Raw genomic sequence first — 14,517 nt, forward strand, 5'->3', positions numbered from 1 at the left:
GTGAGGGCAGCCAGGGTCGTCCCGTGCCTCGACGTCGACGCCGGGCGGGTGGTGAAGGGCGTGCGCTTCGTCGGCCTGCGCGACGCCGGCGACCCCGTCGAGCTGGCCGCCCGCTACGACGCCGAGGGCGCCGACGAGCTGGTGTTCCTCGACATCACGGCCTCGTCGGAGGCGAGGGGCACGATCGTGCACGTCGCCCGGCGCACGGCCGAGCAGGTGTTCATCCCGTTCACGGTGGGCGGCGGCATCCGGGAGGTCGACGACGCCCGCCGGCTACTGCGGGCCGGGGCCGACAAGGTGTCGGTCAACACGGCGGCCGTCGAGCGGCCCGGCCTGGTGGGGGAGCTGGCCGTCGAGTTCGGCGCCCAGTGCGTGGTCGTGGCCGTCGACGCCAGGGCGGTGCCCGGGGCGGACGGCCGCTGGGAGGTCGTCACCCACGGCGGGCGCCGGCGGACCGGGCTCGACGCCGTCGCCTGGGCCGCCGAGTGCGAGCGGCGGGGGGCGGGCGAGGTCCTGCTCACGTCGATGGACCGGGATGGCACGAGGGACGGGTTCGACCTGGCCCTCACGAGGGCGGTGACGTCGGCCGTCGGCGTGCCCGTCGTGGCGAGCGGCGGGGTGGGCACGCTCGACCACCTGGCCGAGGGCGTGCTGGAGGGCGGCGCCGACGCCGTGCTGGCCGCCTCGATCTTCCACTTCGGCGAGCACACGGTGGCCGAGGCCAAGGCCCACCTGGCGGCCAGGGGCGTCGTGGTCCGCCCCCCGGGCTGAGGCGGTACCTTCGGGGCGTGCCTGCACCCGACGCGGACGTCAACGGGAAGGTCCCGATCAAGATGCTCAACGACCGGGTGCTCGTCGGCACGCCGACGTCGGAGGGCGAGCGCCGGTCCACCGGCGGCATCCTCATCCCGGCGACGGCGCAGGTCGGCAAGCGCCTGACGTGGGCCGAGGTCGTCGCCGTCGGGCCCAACGTGCGGACCATGGAGCCGGGCGACCAGGTGCTGTTCAACCCCGAGGACCGCTACGAGGTCGAGGTGCGGGGCCGGGAGTACGTGATCCTCCGGGAGCGGGACATCCACGCCGTGGCCGCCGGGCGCCTCGAGCAGGGCAGCACCGGCCTGTACCTGTAGCGGACCGGTGGACCGCGTCGACGCCGCGGTCGTCGTCCTCACCGCCGTCCTCGTCGTCGTCGCAACCCAGGTGAGCGACTTCGCCGGCGCCTTCGCGGTGGTGGCGGCCGGCGCCTCGCTGGTGGCCGTCAACCACGTGGTGCCCCGGCGGCCCCGGCTCGTCGTCGAGTACCGGAACCCGGACGCCGGCGGACGCCCCGAGGTGTGGGCCGACCCGCCCTGCTCGGTGCACGTCTACGTGCGCAACGACGGCCGCGGGTCGGCGGAGGGCGTCGAGGTCCGCTTCGATGGGCTCGGCGCGGCGACCGTGTCGAACGAGGTGGGGAGCCCGCCCGGCCCGGCGCTGGACATCTCGACCAGCCCGCTCCTCTACACGGCCTGCGGCCGCGTGCTGAACCCAGGCCAGGAGTGGTGCATCGCCCGGCTGGAGTGGGCGGCGCACCACCGGGCGACCGGCGGGAGCGCCGTGTGGCGGGCGTGGGCCAAGGGCGCCCCCGAGCGGACGGGAACGGTCAGGGTCCGCCTCGTCGACCAGGCGGCCTAGGCGAACGGCGAGCGGGGGCGCTCCTGGCGGACGCCGTCGATCGTGACGTCGACCTTTTCGTCGTAGAACGCCACCTTGCCGGCGATGCGCAGGCTCTCGGGCAGCGGCGCCGGGTAGCCCCACACGACGTCCTCGTGGACCGTGTCGCCCACCCGCACCGACCAGTACGACGCCTCGCCCTTGTACGGGCACCGGGTCCTCGTCGCCGACGGCTCCAGCAGGTCCATGCGGACGTCGACCTTGGGCAGGTACCAGCGCGTCGGCAGGCCGGTCTCGAACAGGGCGTGGGCGTGGGTGGAGTCGGCCACGGCCACCCCGTCGACCTCGACGACGACGTGGCGGGACGACGGCAGCACGTCCACCCGGTGGTACGGGTCGCGGACGTGGGCGAAGATCTCCTCGTCCTCCTCGAACCAGGCGTCGACGTCCTCGAAGGCGAACGACACGTGCCCGGCGAGGGGCTCGTCGGCCGGGTCGGGGCGGCGGGCCTTGTCGACCACGTCGGCGGCGACGTCCTCGGCGGGGTACCAGTACACGGGCGCCCACGGCCGCTCCCACACGAGCCAGGCCCTGGTGGTGTCGACCACCGGCACGCCGCCCAGGTAGGCGCGCACCCGCTTGGCCGACCGCTCCATCCTCGGCTTCTCCATGGAAGGGCCAACCCTCGGCAGGGGCGGCGCCATTCCGCCGTGGGATCATCGCCGCGTGCCGCTGACGTCGTCCGCCTGGCCCGCCGACACCAGCGAGCCGGTCCTCGACCTCACCGTCGGCGACCTGCTCAGGGAGGCGGCGGCGGCCGCGCCCGACCGCACCGCGCTCGTCGCCGGCATGCCCGACCCGGCCGGCCGGCGCCGGTGGACCTACGCGGAGGTGCTCGACCAGGCCGAGCGGGCGGCCAGGGCGCTGCTCGAGCGGTACGACCCGGGCGAGCGGGTGGCCGTGTGGGCGCCCAACGTCCCCGAGTGGGTGCTGCTCGAGCTGGCGGCCGCGCTGGCCGGCCTCGTCCTCGTCACCGTGAACCCCTCCTACCGGGCGGCCGAGCTGGTCCACGTCCTGCGCCAGTCCAGGGCGTCGGGGATCTTCCTCGCCCCCGAGTTCCGGGGGAACCCGATGGCCGCCACCCTCGAGCAGGTGAGGCCCGACCTCCCCGCCCTGCGGGACGTGGTGCCGTTCCCGGCCTGGGACGGGTTCGTCGCCTCGGCGCCGGCGTCGGCCCCGCTGCCGGCCGTGCGGCCCGGCGACCCCGTCCAGATCCAGTACACGTCGGGGACGACCGGGTTCCCGAAGGGCGCCCTGCTCCACCACCGCGGGATCACCAACAACGCCCGGTTCACGGCCGAGCGCTTCGAGGTGGCCGACGGCGACGTGTGGCTCAACCCGATGCCGCTGTTCCACACCGGCGGGTGCGTGCTGGCCGTGCTCGGCGCGCTGTGGCGGCGGGCCACCCACGTGGCCGTCCACGCCTTCGACCCCGCCCTGATGCTCGACCTCGCCGAGACGGAGCGGGCGAACGTGGCCGGCGGCGTGCCGACCATGCTCCTCGCCATGATGGAGCGGCCCGAGCTGCGGTCGACGGACCTGTCGTCGCTGCGGTCGGTGCTGTCGGGCGGGTCGACCGTCCCGGCCGACCTCGTGCGCCGCATCGAGGCCGCCCTCGGGCTGCGCTTCGGCATCGTCTACGGCCAGACCGAGGCGTCGCCGGTCATCACCCAGACCCGGCTCGACGACACGCCCGAGGACAAGGCCGAGACCATCGGGCAGCCGTCGCCCCAGCAGGACGTGAAGGTCGTCGACCCGGCCACCGGCGAGACGGTGCCGACCGGGGTGCTCGGCGAGATCTGCTGCCGGGGCTACAACGTGATGCTCGGCTACTTCGAGCTGCCGGAGGCGACGGCCGAGACGATCGACGGCGACGGGTGGCTCCACACCGGCGACCTCGGGACCATGGACGACCGGGGCTACTGCCGGATCGAGGGCCGCCTGAAGGACATGATCATCCGGGGCGGCGAGAACCTGTACCCGCGGGAGATCGAGGAGCTGCTGTTCACCCACCCGGCGGTGGCCGACGTGGCCGTGGTCGGCGTGCCCGACGAGCGCTGGGGCGAGGAGGTGGCGGCCGTGGTGCGCCGGGCGCCGGGCCACGAGGCCGTGTCCGAGCAGGAGCTGCGGGCCTTCGTGCGCGACCGCCTGGCCCCCCAGAAGGCGCCTCGCGTGTGGGCGTTCGTCGACGAGTTCCCGCTGACGGCCAGCGGCAAGGTGCAGAAGTTCGTGCTGCGCGAGCGGTTCGTGAAGGGCGACTGGTAACGACCCGCCCGAACGTCGCAGATCGCCGGCGGTACCCTCGGGCCCGTCGGGCGTCCCCGGGGAGGCGGTCGGTGCGGGCAGGGCGGCTGGTGGCGGTGGTGGCGGTCGGCGCGCTCGCGCTGTGCGGGTGCGGGACGGGCGAGGTGGGCCACGCCGGCCGGGAGGCACCGGTCGCAGGGACGGGCGGCCTCGACGGGATCGCCGTCGGCTCGTCGTTCACGACGGCGGTCGTCGCCACCGACGACGGCGTCGTGGTCGTCGACGGGACGGCCGACACCGGCGACGCCACCGGGCTCGTCGCCCATTCCGGCGGCGCCGCCGTGCCGGCGCCCATCGACGGGCCCGTCGCCAACCTCGGCGCCTGGTGGACCGGCCGGGAGGTCGTGGTCGTCGGGCTCCCGTGCCCGGGGTGGGACCCGGCGACCATCGGCGACCACACGTGGACGCTCGTGTGCGGGTCGGGCCGGCACGTCGTCCTCGCCCTCGACCCGGCCGAGCGGACCTGGCGGACGGTGGCCGACGGGGTCGACGGCGGCCCCGAGGGCGGGCTGTACCTGGCCGCCGCGGCCGGCGAACGAGCCCTGCTCCGGCGGGACGCCTTCCCCCTCGTGGTGCTCGACGCGGCGAGCGGCGAGGTGACCGTGCCGCCCGGCCTGCCCGACGAGCGGGTCGACGTCGCCTGCCCGGCGGGCGACACGTTCCTCGCCGTCCTCGGCGACGAGGCCGGCGCGCTCGGCACCGTTCCCGGACAGGCGCTCCCCGGCCTCGGCGGCACCCGGGCCTGGCGCCTCGTCGACGGCGCATGGGCGGCGGTCGAGGTGCCGCCCACGACGGTGACCGTCCCGCTCACGACGCCGCTGGCCTGCGCGGACGGGACCGTGCTGTTCGCGCCGGCGCTCCCCGCGGCGGCGGCCGGGCTCCCCGCCCTGGCCGTCGACGACGCGGGGGCGACGTGGACGACCTTCACGCTCGACGGGCTCCCGGGCGCGGCCGACCCCGGCCGGCTGCCCCGGCTGATGACGCCGGGCGGGCAGCTCGTGGCGTGGGTGCCGCACGGCGACGACCCGGGGTGGGACGCGTTCGTCCGGGACGGCGAACGGTGGCGGCCGGTCGGGTCGACGGACCGGGCCGACGTGCCCGACGCCGCCCTGGTCGCCGTGCACGGCGACGACCTCGTGTTCGTCGCCGGCGACGACAGCGGCACCGTCACCGCTCCGTGACGGCCACCCCCGGCGTGTCGCCCGGGCGGCGGCCGCCGCCCTGGCCGGCACCGTCGCCGGCGTCGGCGGCGACGTCGACCTGCGGCCGTCCCCGCCCGGGCCGCCCGTAGCATGGCCGCCATGCCCGCCGCCACCCCGATCGCCGCCACCGACGACCAGCTGGCGCTGGTGCGGTGGAACGCCGACGGGCTCGTCCCGGCCGTCGTGCAGGAGCAGGGGACGGGCGAGGTGCTGATGCTGGCCTGGATGGACGAGGAGGCGCTGCGCCGCACCCTCTCCACCGGGCGGACGTGGTTCTGGTCCCGGTCCCGCGGCGAGTACTGGTGCAAGGGCGAGACCTCGGGCGACCGGCAGTGGGTGCGCCGGGCCGCCGTCGACTGCGACGGCGACACGATCCTCGTCGTCGTGGAGCAGGAGGGCCGGGGCGCCTGCCACACCGGCGAGCGCACCTGCTTCCACCGCGACTTCGGGGGCTGACGCCGTGCCGGCGCCGCTCGGCCGGGCCGACTTCCACGCCCTCGCCAGGGACCACACCGTCGTCCCCGTCTGGCGGGAGCTGCTGGCCGACCTCGTCACGCCGGTGTCCGCCTTCCTGCGCTGCACGGGCGACGAGCCCGGGTTCCTGCTGGAGTCGGTCGAGCACGGCGACCCGGTCAGCCGGTTCTCCTTCGTCGGCCGGCCGCCGGCGACCACGATCGTGGCCAGGGGCGGCCGCCTGGAGGTGACCGGCGCCCTCCCGCCGGAGGTGCCGAGGGACCGGGGGGTGCTGGCCGCCGTCGAGGCGCTCCTCGCCACCTGGCGGGCGCCGTCCCTGCCCGACCTGCCCCCGCTCACCTGCGGCCTCGTCGGCTACCTCGGCTACGACGTGGTCCGCGAGGTGGAGCGGCTGCCGGCGCCGCCGCCCGACGACCTCGGCCTGCCCGACGCCGTGCTCACCGTGATCGGCCAGGTCGCCGCCTTCGACCACTGGCGCCAGCGGGTGACCCTGCTCGACAACGTGGTCGTGCCGCCGGGGTCCGGCCCCGACGAGCTCGACGGCCTGTACGACGCCGCCCTGCGCCGCCTCGACGACTTCGCCGCCGCCGGCGCCCGCCCGGTGGACGAGCCGCTGCTCCTCCCACCGACCGGCGACGAGCCGCTGCCCGAGGTCCGCTCGTCGATGGGCCGCGACGCCTACGGCGCGGCCGTCGAGGCGGCCAAGGACCACATCCTGGCCGGCGACGTGTTCCAGGTGGTGCTGAGCCAGCGCTTCGACCTCGACCTCGACGCCGACCCGTTCGACGTCTACCGGGTCCTCCGCCAGCTGAACCCCAGCCCGTACATGTACTTCCTGCGCCACCCCGAGGTCACCGTGGTCGGCTCGTCGCCCGAGCCGCTCGTCCGGCTGGCCGGCGGCCGGGTCATCAGCCGGCCGATCGCCGGCACCCGGCGCCGGGGCGCCACCGACGAGGAGGACCGCCGGCTCGGCGCCGAGCTCCGCGAGCACCCGAAGGAGGTGGCCGAGCACGTGATGCTGGTCGACCTGGCCCGCAACGACGTCGGCCGGGTGGCCGTCTTCGGCACCCAGCGGGTCGACGAGATGATGACCCTCGAGCGCTACAGCCACGTGATGCACCTGACGTCGCAGGTGTCGGGGGAGCTGGCGCCCGGGCGGACGCCGGTCGACGTGCTGCGGGCCACCCTGCCGGCCGGCACGGTCACCGGGGCGCCCAAGGTGCGGGCCATGCAGCTCATCGACGACCTGGAGCCGGCCCGCCGCGGCCCCTACGCCGGCGTGCTCGGGTACCTCGACCTGTCGGGCTCGCTGGACACGGCCATCACGATCAGGACGCTCGTCGTCGGCCCCCGGGGCGCCTCGGTGCAGGCCGGGGCCGGGATCGTGGCCGACAGCGACCCGGTGGCCGAGCACGAGGAGTGCGAGGCCAAGGCGAGGGCGGTGCTGGCCGCGGTGGCGGCGGCCGGGCGCATGACCGCCGCCCGCCGGGGCGCAGGGGCGCTGGCGTGAGCGACGCGCTGGGCGACGCCTGGGCCCTCCGCCACGCGGTGGGCGCCGTCGAGGTGCCCCGCGACGTCGTGCGGGCGTCCGGCCCCGACGCGCTCGCCTTCCTCCAGGGCCAGCTCAGCCAGGACCTGGCGGCGATGGGCGACGGCACGTCGGCCGAGTCGCTCGTGCTCCAGCCGGCCGGCAAGGTCGACGCGCTCGTCCGGGTCACCCGCCGGTCGGCCGACGAGTGGCTGCTCGACGTGGACGGCGGCTTCGGCGAGGCCGTCGCCGCCCGGCTGGGGCGGTTCAAGCTGCGCACCCGCTGCGACCTCGAGGTGCTCGACGGCTGGCGATGCCTGGCCGTGCGCGGCGCGCCGGGGTCGGAGGTCGACCTGGCCGCGGCCGGCGCCGAGGTCGTCGCCCGCGTGGACTGGCCCGGCCTGTGGGGCGCCGACCTGCTCGGGCCGGACGTGGCCGTGCCGCCCGGCGTGCGCCGGTGCACCTCGCGGGACGCCTGGGAGGCCCTGCGCATCGAGGCCGGCGTCCCCCGGATGGGCGCGGAGCTGGACGAGCGGACGATCCCGGCCGAGGCCGGCGTCGTCCCCCGGGCCGTCAGCTTCACCAAGGGCTGCTACGTGGGCCAGGAGCTGGTCGCGAGGATCGACAGCCGGGGCGGCAACGTGCCCCGCCACCTGCGGGGGATCGTGGTCGGCACCAACGTGCTGCCCCCGGTCGGGGCGTCGGTCGTCGTCGACGGCAAGGCGGTCGGCGCGCTGACCAGCGTGGCCGAGTCGGCCGAGCGGCGGGCGCCGGTCGCCCTCGCCTACGTCGGCCGGGCCGTGACCCCGCCCGTCGCGGCCACCGTCGCCTGGGACGGCGGCGAGGTGCCGGCCACCGTCGAGGCCCTACCGCTCGTCGGCTGACGGCCCGGCGGCCGGGAGCCACACGGCCAGCCGCGCGCCGCCGGCCGGGCCCCGGTCGGCCCTGACCCCGCCGCCCATGGCCCCGACCAGCTCGCGCACGATGGCGAGGCCGAGGCCCGAGCCCACCTCCCGGCCCCGGGGCGCCGACCGGGCGACGTAGAGCCGCTCGAACACGTGGGGGAGGTCCTCGGCGGCGATGCCGGGGCCGTCGTCGTCGACGGCGACCACCCCGCCGCCGGCCTCGGGCCCGACCGACACCCGCACCGACGACGCCGCGTGCTTCAGCGCGTTCTCGACCAGGTTGGCGACGACCTGCCCGAGCCGGTCGGGGTCGGCCGCCACCCGGACCGGCGCTGGGGCGTCGACGGTGAGCGCCAGCCCGGCCTCGGCCAGCCGGGGCCGCAGCCCCTCGGCCGTCGCCGCGGCCACGGCGGACGCGTCGACCGGGACGGCGTGCAGGGAGAACGTCCGCGCCTCCAGCCGGGCCAGGTCGAGCAGGTCGGCCACCAGCCGCTCCAGGCGCCGGGACTCGGTCAGGATCACCCCGCCGGCCGCCTTCGGGTCGGGCGCGGCGCCGTCGGCCACCGCCTCGGCCCAGCCCCTGATCGAGGTCAGCGGGGTGCGCAGGTCGTGGCTGACCGACAGCAGGAACTCCCGCTCGAGGCCCTGGGAGCGCTGGAGGGCGGCGGCCATCGCGTTCACCGACCGGGTCAGCTGGGCCAGCTCGTCGCCGTCGCCGGGCGGCGGGTCGGGCAGGCGGACGGCGAGGTCGCCGGCGGCCACCCGCCTGGTCGCCTCGTCGGCCCGGCGGAGGGGCTCGACCAGCCGGCGGCCGAGGCGCAGGGCGACGAGCGCGCCGACGGCCACGGTCACGACGGCGGCGACGAGGAACCAGCGGAGGGCGGTGCCGATGACCGCGTCGGCCTCCCGGGCGACGACGGCGACGAAGGCCACCCGCGGCGCCGGGGCGCCTGCCGCGGCCCACACCGTGCGGCCCCGGCTGCCGCTGACCGCCCCGCCGGCGAGCAGGGTGGGGCCGTCGAGGTCGTCCGCGGCGAGGCCGGCCGGCAGCGCGGTGAGGGGCACGACGTCGCCGCCCGCGGTGACGACCGCCAGGCCGACCCCCTGCCCGGCGAGCACCCGGCCCAGCTCGCCCAGCCCGCCCGGCCGCCCCGGCGGGCCACCCGGCCCGAAGGCGGTGGCGCCGACGGCCCGCACGGCGGCGGCGATGGCGCTCGCCTGGGGGCGCAGGTCGGACTCGGTGGCCCGGCGGGCGTCGATGCGGGCGAGGGCGAGCGTGCCCAGCCCGGCCAGCGCCAGGGTGGCGACGACCGTGCCGACGATGGCGAGGACGAGCCGGCGCCGCACCCGTCAGCCCAGCCGGTAGCCGACGCCCCACACGGTGGCGAGCGGCAGGGCGTCGCCCAGCTTGCGGCGCAGCTGGCGGACGTGGACGTCGACGGTGCGGTCGTCGCCGTACCAGTCGGCGCCCCACACGCCGTCGATCAGCTGGCGGCGGGACAGGGCCAGGCCCTCGTGCTCGGCCAGGAAGCGGAGCAGGTCGAACTCGCGGGTGGTCAGCGGGACGGGCCGGCCGGCGACCCTCGCCTCCCGCCGTCCGGTGTCGACCTCCACCCCGCCGACCACGAGGACGGGCGGGGCGTCGCGGGGCGGGGCGGCGGCCCGGCGCAGCACGGCCTTCACCCGCGCCACCACCTCCCTCGGCGAGAACGGCTTGGTCACGTAGTCGTCGGCGCCCAGCTCCAGGCCGAGCACCCGGTCGATCTCGTCGTCCCGGGCCGTCAGCATGATGACGGGCACGTCGCCCCTCGCCCGCAGCCGCCGGCACACCTCGAACCCGTCGACCTCGCCGGGCAGGCCGACGTCGAGCAGCACGAGGCGGGCGCCCTGGTCCTCGACCGCCCGCAGCCCGGCCGGGCCGTCGGCCGCCTGGACGACGCGGAAGCCCTCGCGGCGCAGGTAGAGGTCGAGGAGGTCGGCGATGTTGGCGTCGTCCTCGACGACCACCACGGTCGGGGGCTGCGGCGGCATCGGGCCGGTATGGTCGCACGGGTGACGCACTACGAGGTGCTGGGCGTGCCGCCCTCGGCCTCGGCGGCCGAGGTCCGGCGCGCCTACGTCGCCCTCGCCCGCCGTCACCATCCCGACTTCCACGGCGGCGAGTCGCCCGCCGACCAGGAGCGGAACCGCCGGCGCATGCAGGAGGTCAACGCCGCCTGGCACGTGCTCGGGGACCCCGACCGGCGCCGGGCCTACGACCTCTCGCTCCGCCGGCCGGCGCCGGCCCCGACCCCGGCGTGGCGCCCGGTGGCCGGCGACGACGAGGACGACCTCGAGGGCGTCCCCGCCGCCCGCCTCCCCGAGGACGTCGCCGCGCCCGGGGAGGCCCGCCACCGCTGGCTGGCCGTCGCCCCCGTGTTCCTGATGACGGTGGCCGTGCTGGCCGCCGTGGTCGGGATGGTGACCAACGTGCTGCCGCTCGTCGCCCTGGCCGGTGGCTGCGGCGTGCTGTCGTTCGGGCTGTTCGTGCTGGCCCCGCTCGTCGTCATGAGCGAGAGCGCCCGCCGGTCGCCGCCCTGACGGTGGCGACCTACCTCGACCGCATCCTCGCCGCCCACCGGTCGGCGGCCGCGGCCGAGCCCCGCCAGCTGGACGGGCTGGTCGCCAGGGCCGCGGCCGAGCCGCCGTGCCGCAGCTTCCGCTCGGCGATCGCCGCCGCCGCTGCCGGCGACGCCCGACCGGCGGTGGTCGCCGAGGTGAAGCGGCGCTCGCCGTCGAGGGGCGACCTCGCCCCCGGCCTCGACCCCGCCGGCCTGGCCGCCGCCTACGCCGCCGGCGGCGCTGCCTGCCTGTCCGTGCTGACCGACGCCGAGTTCTTCGGCGGGTCGCCGGCCGACCTGGCCGCCGCCCGCGCCGCCTGCCCGCTGCCCGTCCTCCGCAAGGACTTCACGGTCTCCGCCCACGACGTGGCCGACGCCCGCCTGATGGGCGCCGACGCCGTCCTCCTGATCGCCGCCGCCCTCGACGACGCCGCCCTGTCCGGCTTCCTGGACCTCGCCCGGTCCCTCGGCCTCGACGCGCTGGTCGAGGTCCACGACGAGGCCGAGGTGGACCGGGCGCTGGCCGCCGGCGCGGACCTCGTCGGGGTCAACCAGCGGGACCTCGTCACCTTCGAGGTCGACCGGGAGCGGGCCGCCCGACTCGCCCCGCTCCTGCCCGCCGGGGTGGTGCGGGTGGCCGAGTCGGGGGTCGCCGGCCCGGCCGACGCCGCCGCCCTGGCGGCCGCCGGCTACCACGCCGTGCTCGTGGGGGAGTGGTTGGTCCGCTCGGGCGACCCCGCCGCCGCCGTACGCTCGTTGCGGTGTTCGTGAAGATCTGCGGGGTGACGAGCGAGGAGGACGCCCTCCTCGCGGTGGCGCTCGGGGCCGACGCCGTCGGCTTCGTGTTCGCCCCGTCGCGCCGCCAGGTCACCGCCGAGCGGGCGAGGGACATCGCCCGCCGGCTGCCGCCCGAGGTGCTGACCGTCGGGGTGTTCCGGGACGAGGCCCCCCAGCGGGTGGTCGACCTCGTCCACACCGCCGGCCTGCGGGCCGTCCAGCTGCACGGCCACGAGACCCCCGAGCAGGCCCGCTGGGTGCGGGCCAGGGTCCCCTTCCTGATCCAGGCCTTCCCGGGCGGCGACCCGGCCCTCGCCAGGGCGGCCGACTACGGCGCCGACGCCGTCCTCGTCGACTCGGCATCCCCGGGCTCGGGCGAGGTGTGGGACTGGTCGCTGGCCGAGGGCGCCCCGTCCGGCCACCGGGTGATCCTGGCCGGCGGGCTCACGCCGGGCAACGTGGCCGGCGCCGTCGCCCGGGTCCGGCCGTGGGGGGTCGACGTGGCGTCGGGCGTCGAGTCGTCGCCGGGCCGCAAGGACCCGGTCAAGGTGCGGGCCTTCGTGGCCGCGGCCCGGGCCGCCGAGCCTCCCGCCTACCGGGGCGGCGACGAGCCCCCCTACGACTGGGAGGACGAGACGTCGTGAGCGCCCTGGCCGACCCGTCCCCGGACGGGCGGTTCGGCGAGTTCGGCGGCCGGTTCGTCCCCGAGACCCTCGTCCCCGCCTGCGAGGAGCTGGACCGGGCCTTCCGCGCCGCCTGGGCCGACCCCGCCTTCCGGGCCGAGCTCGACACGGTCCTCCGGGACTACGCCGGCCGGCCGTCGCCGCTCACCGAGTGCCGCCGGCTGGGCGAGCGCCTCGGCCTCCGCCTCCTCCTCAAGCGGGAGGACCTGAACCACACCGGGTCCCACAAGATCAACAACGTCCTCGGCCAGGCCCTGCTGGCCCGGCGCATGGGCAAGACGAGGATCGTGGCCGAGACCGGGGCCGGCCAGCACGGCGTGGCCACGGCCACCGCGTGCGCGCTGCTCGGCATCGAGTGCGTGGTGTACATGGGCGAGGTCGACGTGGCCCGCCAGGAGCTGAACGTGTTCCGCATGCGGCTCCTCGGCGCCGAGGTCCGGCCGGTGTCGTCGGGCAGCCGCACCCTGAAGGACGCCATCAACGAGGCCATGCGGGACTGGGTGGCCAACGTCGGCCGCACCCACTACTGCCTCGGCTCGGTGATGGGCCCCCACCCGTACCCGTGGATGGTCCGCGAGCTCCAGCGGGTGATCGGCGACGAGGCCATGCCCCAGTGCCGGGAGCTCACCGGCGGCGACCCCGACGTGGTCGTCGCCTGCGTGGGCGGCGGCTCCAACGCCATGGGCCTGTTCGCGGCCTTCGTGGGGTCGGGCGCCGACCTGGTCGGCGTGGAGCCGGCCGGCGGGGCCGCCGTCGGGCGGGGGGTGCCGGGCGTGGTGCACGGCTCCCGCTCGTTCCTGCTCCAGGACGAGTTCGGCCAGGTGCTGGAGGCCCACTCGATCTCGGCCGGCCTCGACTACCCGGGGGTCGGCCCGGAGCACTCCTTCCTCGCCGCCAGCGGGCAGGCCCGCTACGTGAGCGCCGGCGACGACGAGGTCATCGACGCCCTCGAGCTGCTGTCCCGGACCGAGGGCATCATCCCGGCCCTCGAGCCGGCCCACGCCCTGGCCTGGGTGGTGCGGGCGGCCGGCACCGGGGAGCTGGCCGGGCGGACGGTGCTCGTCAACCTGTCCGGCCGGGGCGACAAGGACGTGGCCCAGGTCCTCGCCATCCGTGGCCGGTGACCTCGAGGCCGCCCTGCGGGCGGCCAGGGACGGCGGCCGCAAGCTGCTCGTCCCCTACGTCACCGGCGGCCTGGGCCCGGCCTGGCGGGAGGTCATCGCCGCGGTGGCCGCCGCCGGGGCCGACGCCGTCGAGGTCGGCATCCCGTTCTCCGACCCGGTGATGGACGGGCCGGTCATCCAGGAGGCGTCCCAGCTGGCCCTCGACGCCGGGACGACGCCGCCGGGCGTGCTCGACGGCCTGGCCGGCCTCGACGCCGGCGTCCCCCTCGCCGTGATGACCTACTACAACCTCGTGTTCCGGGCCGGCCACGAGCGCTTCGCCGCCGACCTGGCCAGGGCGGGCGTGGCCGGCGCCATCCTCCCCGACCTGCCCCTGGAGGAGGCCGGGCCGTGGCTGGCGGCGGCCGGCGACGCCGGGGTCGACGCCGTCCTGCTGGCCGCCCCGACCGCCGACGACGACCGCCTGCGCCGCATCTGCGCCCGCTCGTCCGGGTTCGTCTACGGGGTCGGCCTGCTCGGGGTGACGGGGGAGCGGGCCGCCCTCGCCGCCACCGCCGTGGACGTGGCCCGCCGGCTGAAGGCCGTCACCGACCTGCCCGTGCTCGTCGGGGTCGGGATCTCGACACCGGAGCAGGCCGCCGAGGTGTGCGAGGTGGCCGACGGCGTGGTCGTCGGCTCGGCCCTCGTCCGCCGCCTGGTCGAGGGGGCCACCCCGGAGGAGGCGGCCGGGCTGGTCGCCGGGTTCCGGGCCGCGCTGGACGCCGGATGACGCCGCCCCGGCCCGGCTGCGACCTGTGCGAGGCCGCCCGCCTCACCCGGTGGTACGCCGAGGACGAGCACGGCTGGGTGGCCGACTGCGAGGTGTGCGACGTGCCGATGGTCGTCTGGCGGGAGCACGGGGTCGACCCGCCGCCCGAGGTCCTCGACCACCTCCTGGCCATGCTCGGTCGGGCGGCCGACGAGCGCTTCGGCGCCGGCGGCTGGTCGCTCGACCGGGTGATGCGCCAGATCCCCGACCACTTCCACGCCCACGCCCGCGACCCCGGCTGGTGGGCCCGCCGGGCTCAGGGGGTGACGGCGGCGGCCACCCGCCGGCGGGCGCCGACCAGGTAGACCACGGCGGCCACGGCCCCCGCCCCGACCGGGGCGAGCAGGGCCTGGCGGCGGATCCACGTGCGGCGGTCCTCGCCCACGGCGGCGAAGGCCG

At 77.2% G+C, this 14,517-nt stretch carries 17 protein-coding genes; 14 read left to right on the forward strand and 3 right to left on the reverse strand.

The genetic code is table 11. The features are described 5' to 3' along the window. From hisF to VGB14_09375, 3 genes are read left to right on the forward strand one after another with little or no spacing between them, the layout of a single operon-like run. On the forward strand, positions 1 to 771 hold the full coding sequence (hisF, locus tag VGB14_09365) for an imidazole glycerol phosphate synthase subunit HisF (GenBank protein ID HEX9993120.1): 771 nt from the start codon (positions 1 to 3) through the stop codon (positions 769 to 771). A gap of 17 nt (positions 772 to 788) precedes the next feature. Continuing rightward, on the forward strand, positions 789 to 1,130 hold the full coding sequence (locus tag VGB14_09370) for a co-chaperone GroES (GenBank protein ID HEX9993121.1): 342 nt from the start codon (positions 789 to 791) through the stop codon (positions 1,128 to 1,130). Positions 1,131 to 1,137: 7 nt separating this feature from the next. Further along, positions 1,138 to 1,674 (forward strand): hypothetical protein, encoded by a 537-nt coding sequence (locus VGB14_09375; GenBank protein ID HEX9993122.1) that lies wholly within the window; start codon positions 1,138 to 1,140, stop codon positions 1,672 to 1,674. On the opposite strand, the gene VGB14_09380 is transcribed toward VGB14_09375, so the two are convergent. Next, positions 1,671 to 2,324 (reverse strand): DUF427 domain-containing protein, encoded by a 654-nt coding sequence (locus VGB14_09380; GenBank protein HEX9993123.1) that lies wholly within the window; start codon positions 2,322 to 2,324, stop codon positions 1,671 to 1,673. The genes VGB14_09375 and VGB14_09380 overlap by 4 nt on opposite strands. Positions 2,325 to 2,379: 55 nt before the next feature. Here VGB14_09380 and VGB14_09385 point away from each other — a divergent pair, with 55 nt between their 5' ends. The 5 genes from VGB14_09385 to VGB14_09405 all read left to right on the forward strand — a co-directional run bounded on the left by VGB14_09385 (position 2,380) and on the right by VGB14_09405 (position 8,105). Next, entirely contained in the window at positions 2,380 to 3,978 is a 1,599-nt protein-coding gene (locus VGB14_09385) for an AMP-binding protein (protein ID HEX9993124.1), read from the forward strand. A 71-nt stretch (positions 3,979 to 4,049) separates the two neighbouring features. Beyond that, complete coding sequence (locus tag VGB14_09390; GenBank protein HEX9993125.1) at positions 4,050 to 5,198, forward strand: hypothetical protein; 1,149 nt, start codon at positions 4,050 to 4,052, stop codon at positions 5,196 to 5,198. 120 nt (positions 5,199 to 5,318) lie between these two features. Next, a complete protein-coding gene (gene hisI, locus VGB14_09395) occupies positions 5,319 to 5,675 on the forward strand; it encodes a phosphoribosyl-AMP cyclohydrolase (GenBank protein ID HEX9993126.1) in 357 nt (118 codons plus the stop codon). Positions 5,676 to 5,679: 4 nt separating this feature from the next. Then, positions 5,680 to 7,203: an anthranilate synthase component I gene (gene trpE / locus VGB14_09400; GenBank protein ID HEX9993127.1), complete on the forward strand. Its 1,524-nt coding sequence runs from the start codon at positions 5,680 to 5,682 to the stop codon at positions 7,201 to 7,203. Continuing rightward, complete coding sequence (locus tag VGB14_09405) at positions 7,200 to 8,105, forward strand: glycine cleavage T C-terminal barrel domain-containing protein (protein HEX9993128.1); 906 nt, start codon at positions 7,200 to 7,202, stop codon at positions 8,103 to 8,105. Before trpE ends, VGB14_09405 begins: the two co-directional genes overlap by 4 nt. Here VGB14_09405 and VGB14_09410 read toward each other — a convergent pair. Together VGB14_09410 and VGB14_09415 are read right to left on the reverse strand one after the other, a co-directional pair. Beyond that, positions 8,088 to 9,473: a HAMP domain-containing sensor histidine kinase gene (locus tag VGB14_09410; GenBank protein ID HEX9993129.1), complete on the reverse strand. Its 1,386-nt coding sequence runs from the start codon at positions 9,471 to 9,473 to the stop codon at positions 8,088 to 8,090. The two genes, VGB14_09405 and VGB14_09410, sit on opposite strands and share 18 nt — an antisense overlap. A gap of 3 nt (positions 9,474 to 9,476) precedes the next feature. Then, the gene (locus VGB14_09415; GenBank protein ID HEX9993130.1) at positions 9,477 to 10,157 is read right to left on the reverse strand and encodes a response regulator transcription factor; all 681 of its coding nucleotides are present in this window, start codon (positions 10,155 to 10,157) and stop codon (positions 9,477 to 9,479) included. 21 nt (positions 10,158 to 10,178) lie between these two features. Between VGB14_09415 and VGB14_09420 the strand changes: the two genes are divergently transcribed. The 6 genes from VGB14_09420 to VGB14_09445 are packed head-to-tail and all read left to right on the forward strand — an operon-like array spanning position 10,179 to position 14,423. Next, positions 10,179 to 10,706: a J domain-containing protein gene (locus VGB14_09420; protein ID HEX9993131.1), complete on the forward strand. Its 528-nt coding sequence runs from the start codon at positions 10,179 to 10,181 to the stop codon at positions 10,704 to 10,706. A gap of 2 nt (positions 10,707 to 10,708) precedes the next feature. Continuing rightward, the gene (locus VGB14_09425) at positions 10,709 to 11,497 is read left to right on the forward strand and encodes an indole-3-glycerol phosphate synthase TrpC (GenBank protein HEX9993132.1); all 789 of its coding nucleotides are present in this window, start codon (positions 10,709 to 10,711) and stop codon (positions 11,495 to 11,497) included. Beyond that, positions 11,488 to 12,147 carry a phosphoribosylanthranilate isomerase gene (locus tag VGB14_09430; GenBank protein HEX9993133.1) on the forward strand — a complete coding sequence of 220 codons (660 nt, stop codon included), beginning with the start codon at positions 11,488 to 11,490 and terminating at the stop codon, positions 12,145 to 12,147. Before VGB14_09425 ends, VGB14_09430 begins: the two co-directional genes overlap by 10 nt. After that, positions 12,144 to 13,310, forward strand: a complete 1,167-nt coding sequence (gene trpB / locus VGB14_09435; protein ID HEX9993134.1) for a tryptophan synthase subunit beta — start codon at positions 12,144 to 12,146, stop codon at positions 13,308 to 13,310. Before VGB14_09430 ends, trpB begins: the two co-directional genes overlap by 4 nt. Beyond that, positions 13,300 to 14,079, forward strand: a complete 780-nt coding sequence (trpA, locus tag VGB14_09440; protein ID HEX9993135.1) for a tryptophan synthase subunit alpha — start codon at positions 13,300 to 13,302, stop codon at positions 14,077 to 14,079. Before trpB ends, trpA begins: the two co-directional genes overlap by 11 nt. Beyond that, positions 14,076 to 14,423, forward strand: coding sequence for a hypothetical protein (locus tag VGB14_09445; GenBank protein ID HEX9993136.1), 348 nt, complete (start codon positions 14,076 to 14,078; stop codon positions 14,421 to 14,423). Before trpA ends, VGB14_09445 begins: the two co-directional genes overlap by 4 nt. Positions 14,424 to 14,517 lie beyond the last annotated feature (94 nt).

The organism is Acidimicrobiales bacterium (assembly GCA_036399815.1).
GTDB lineage: Bacteria > Actinomycetota > Acidimicrobiia > Acidimicrobiales > DASWMK01 > DASWMK01.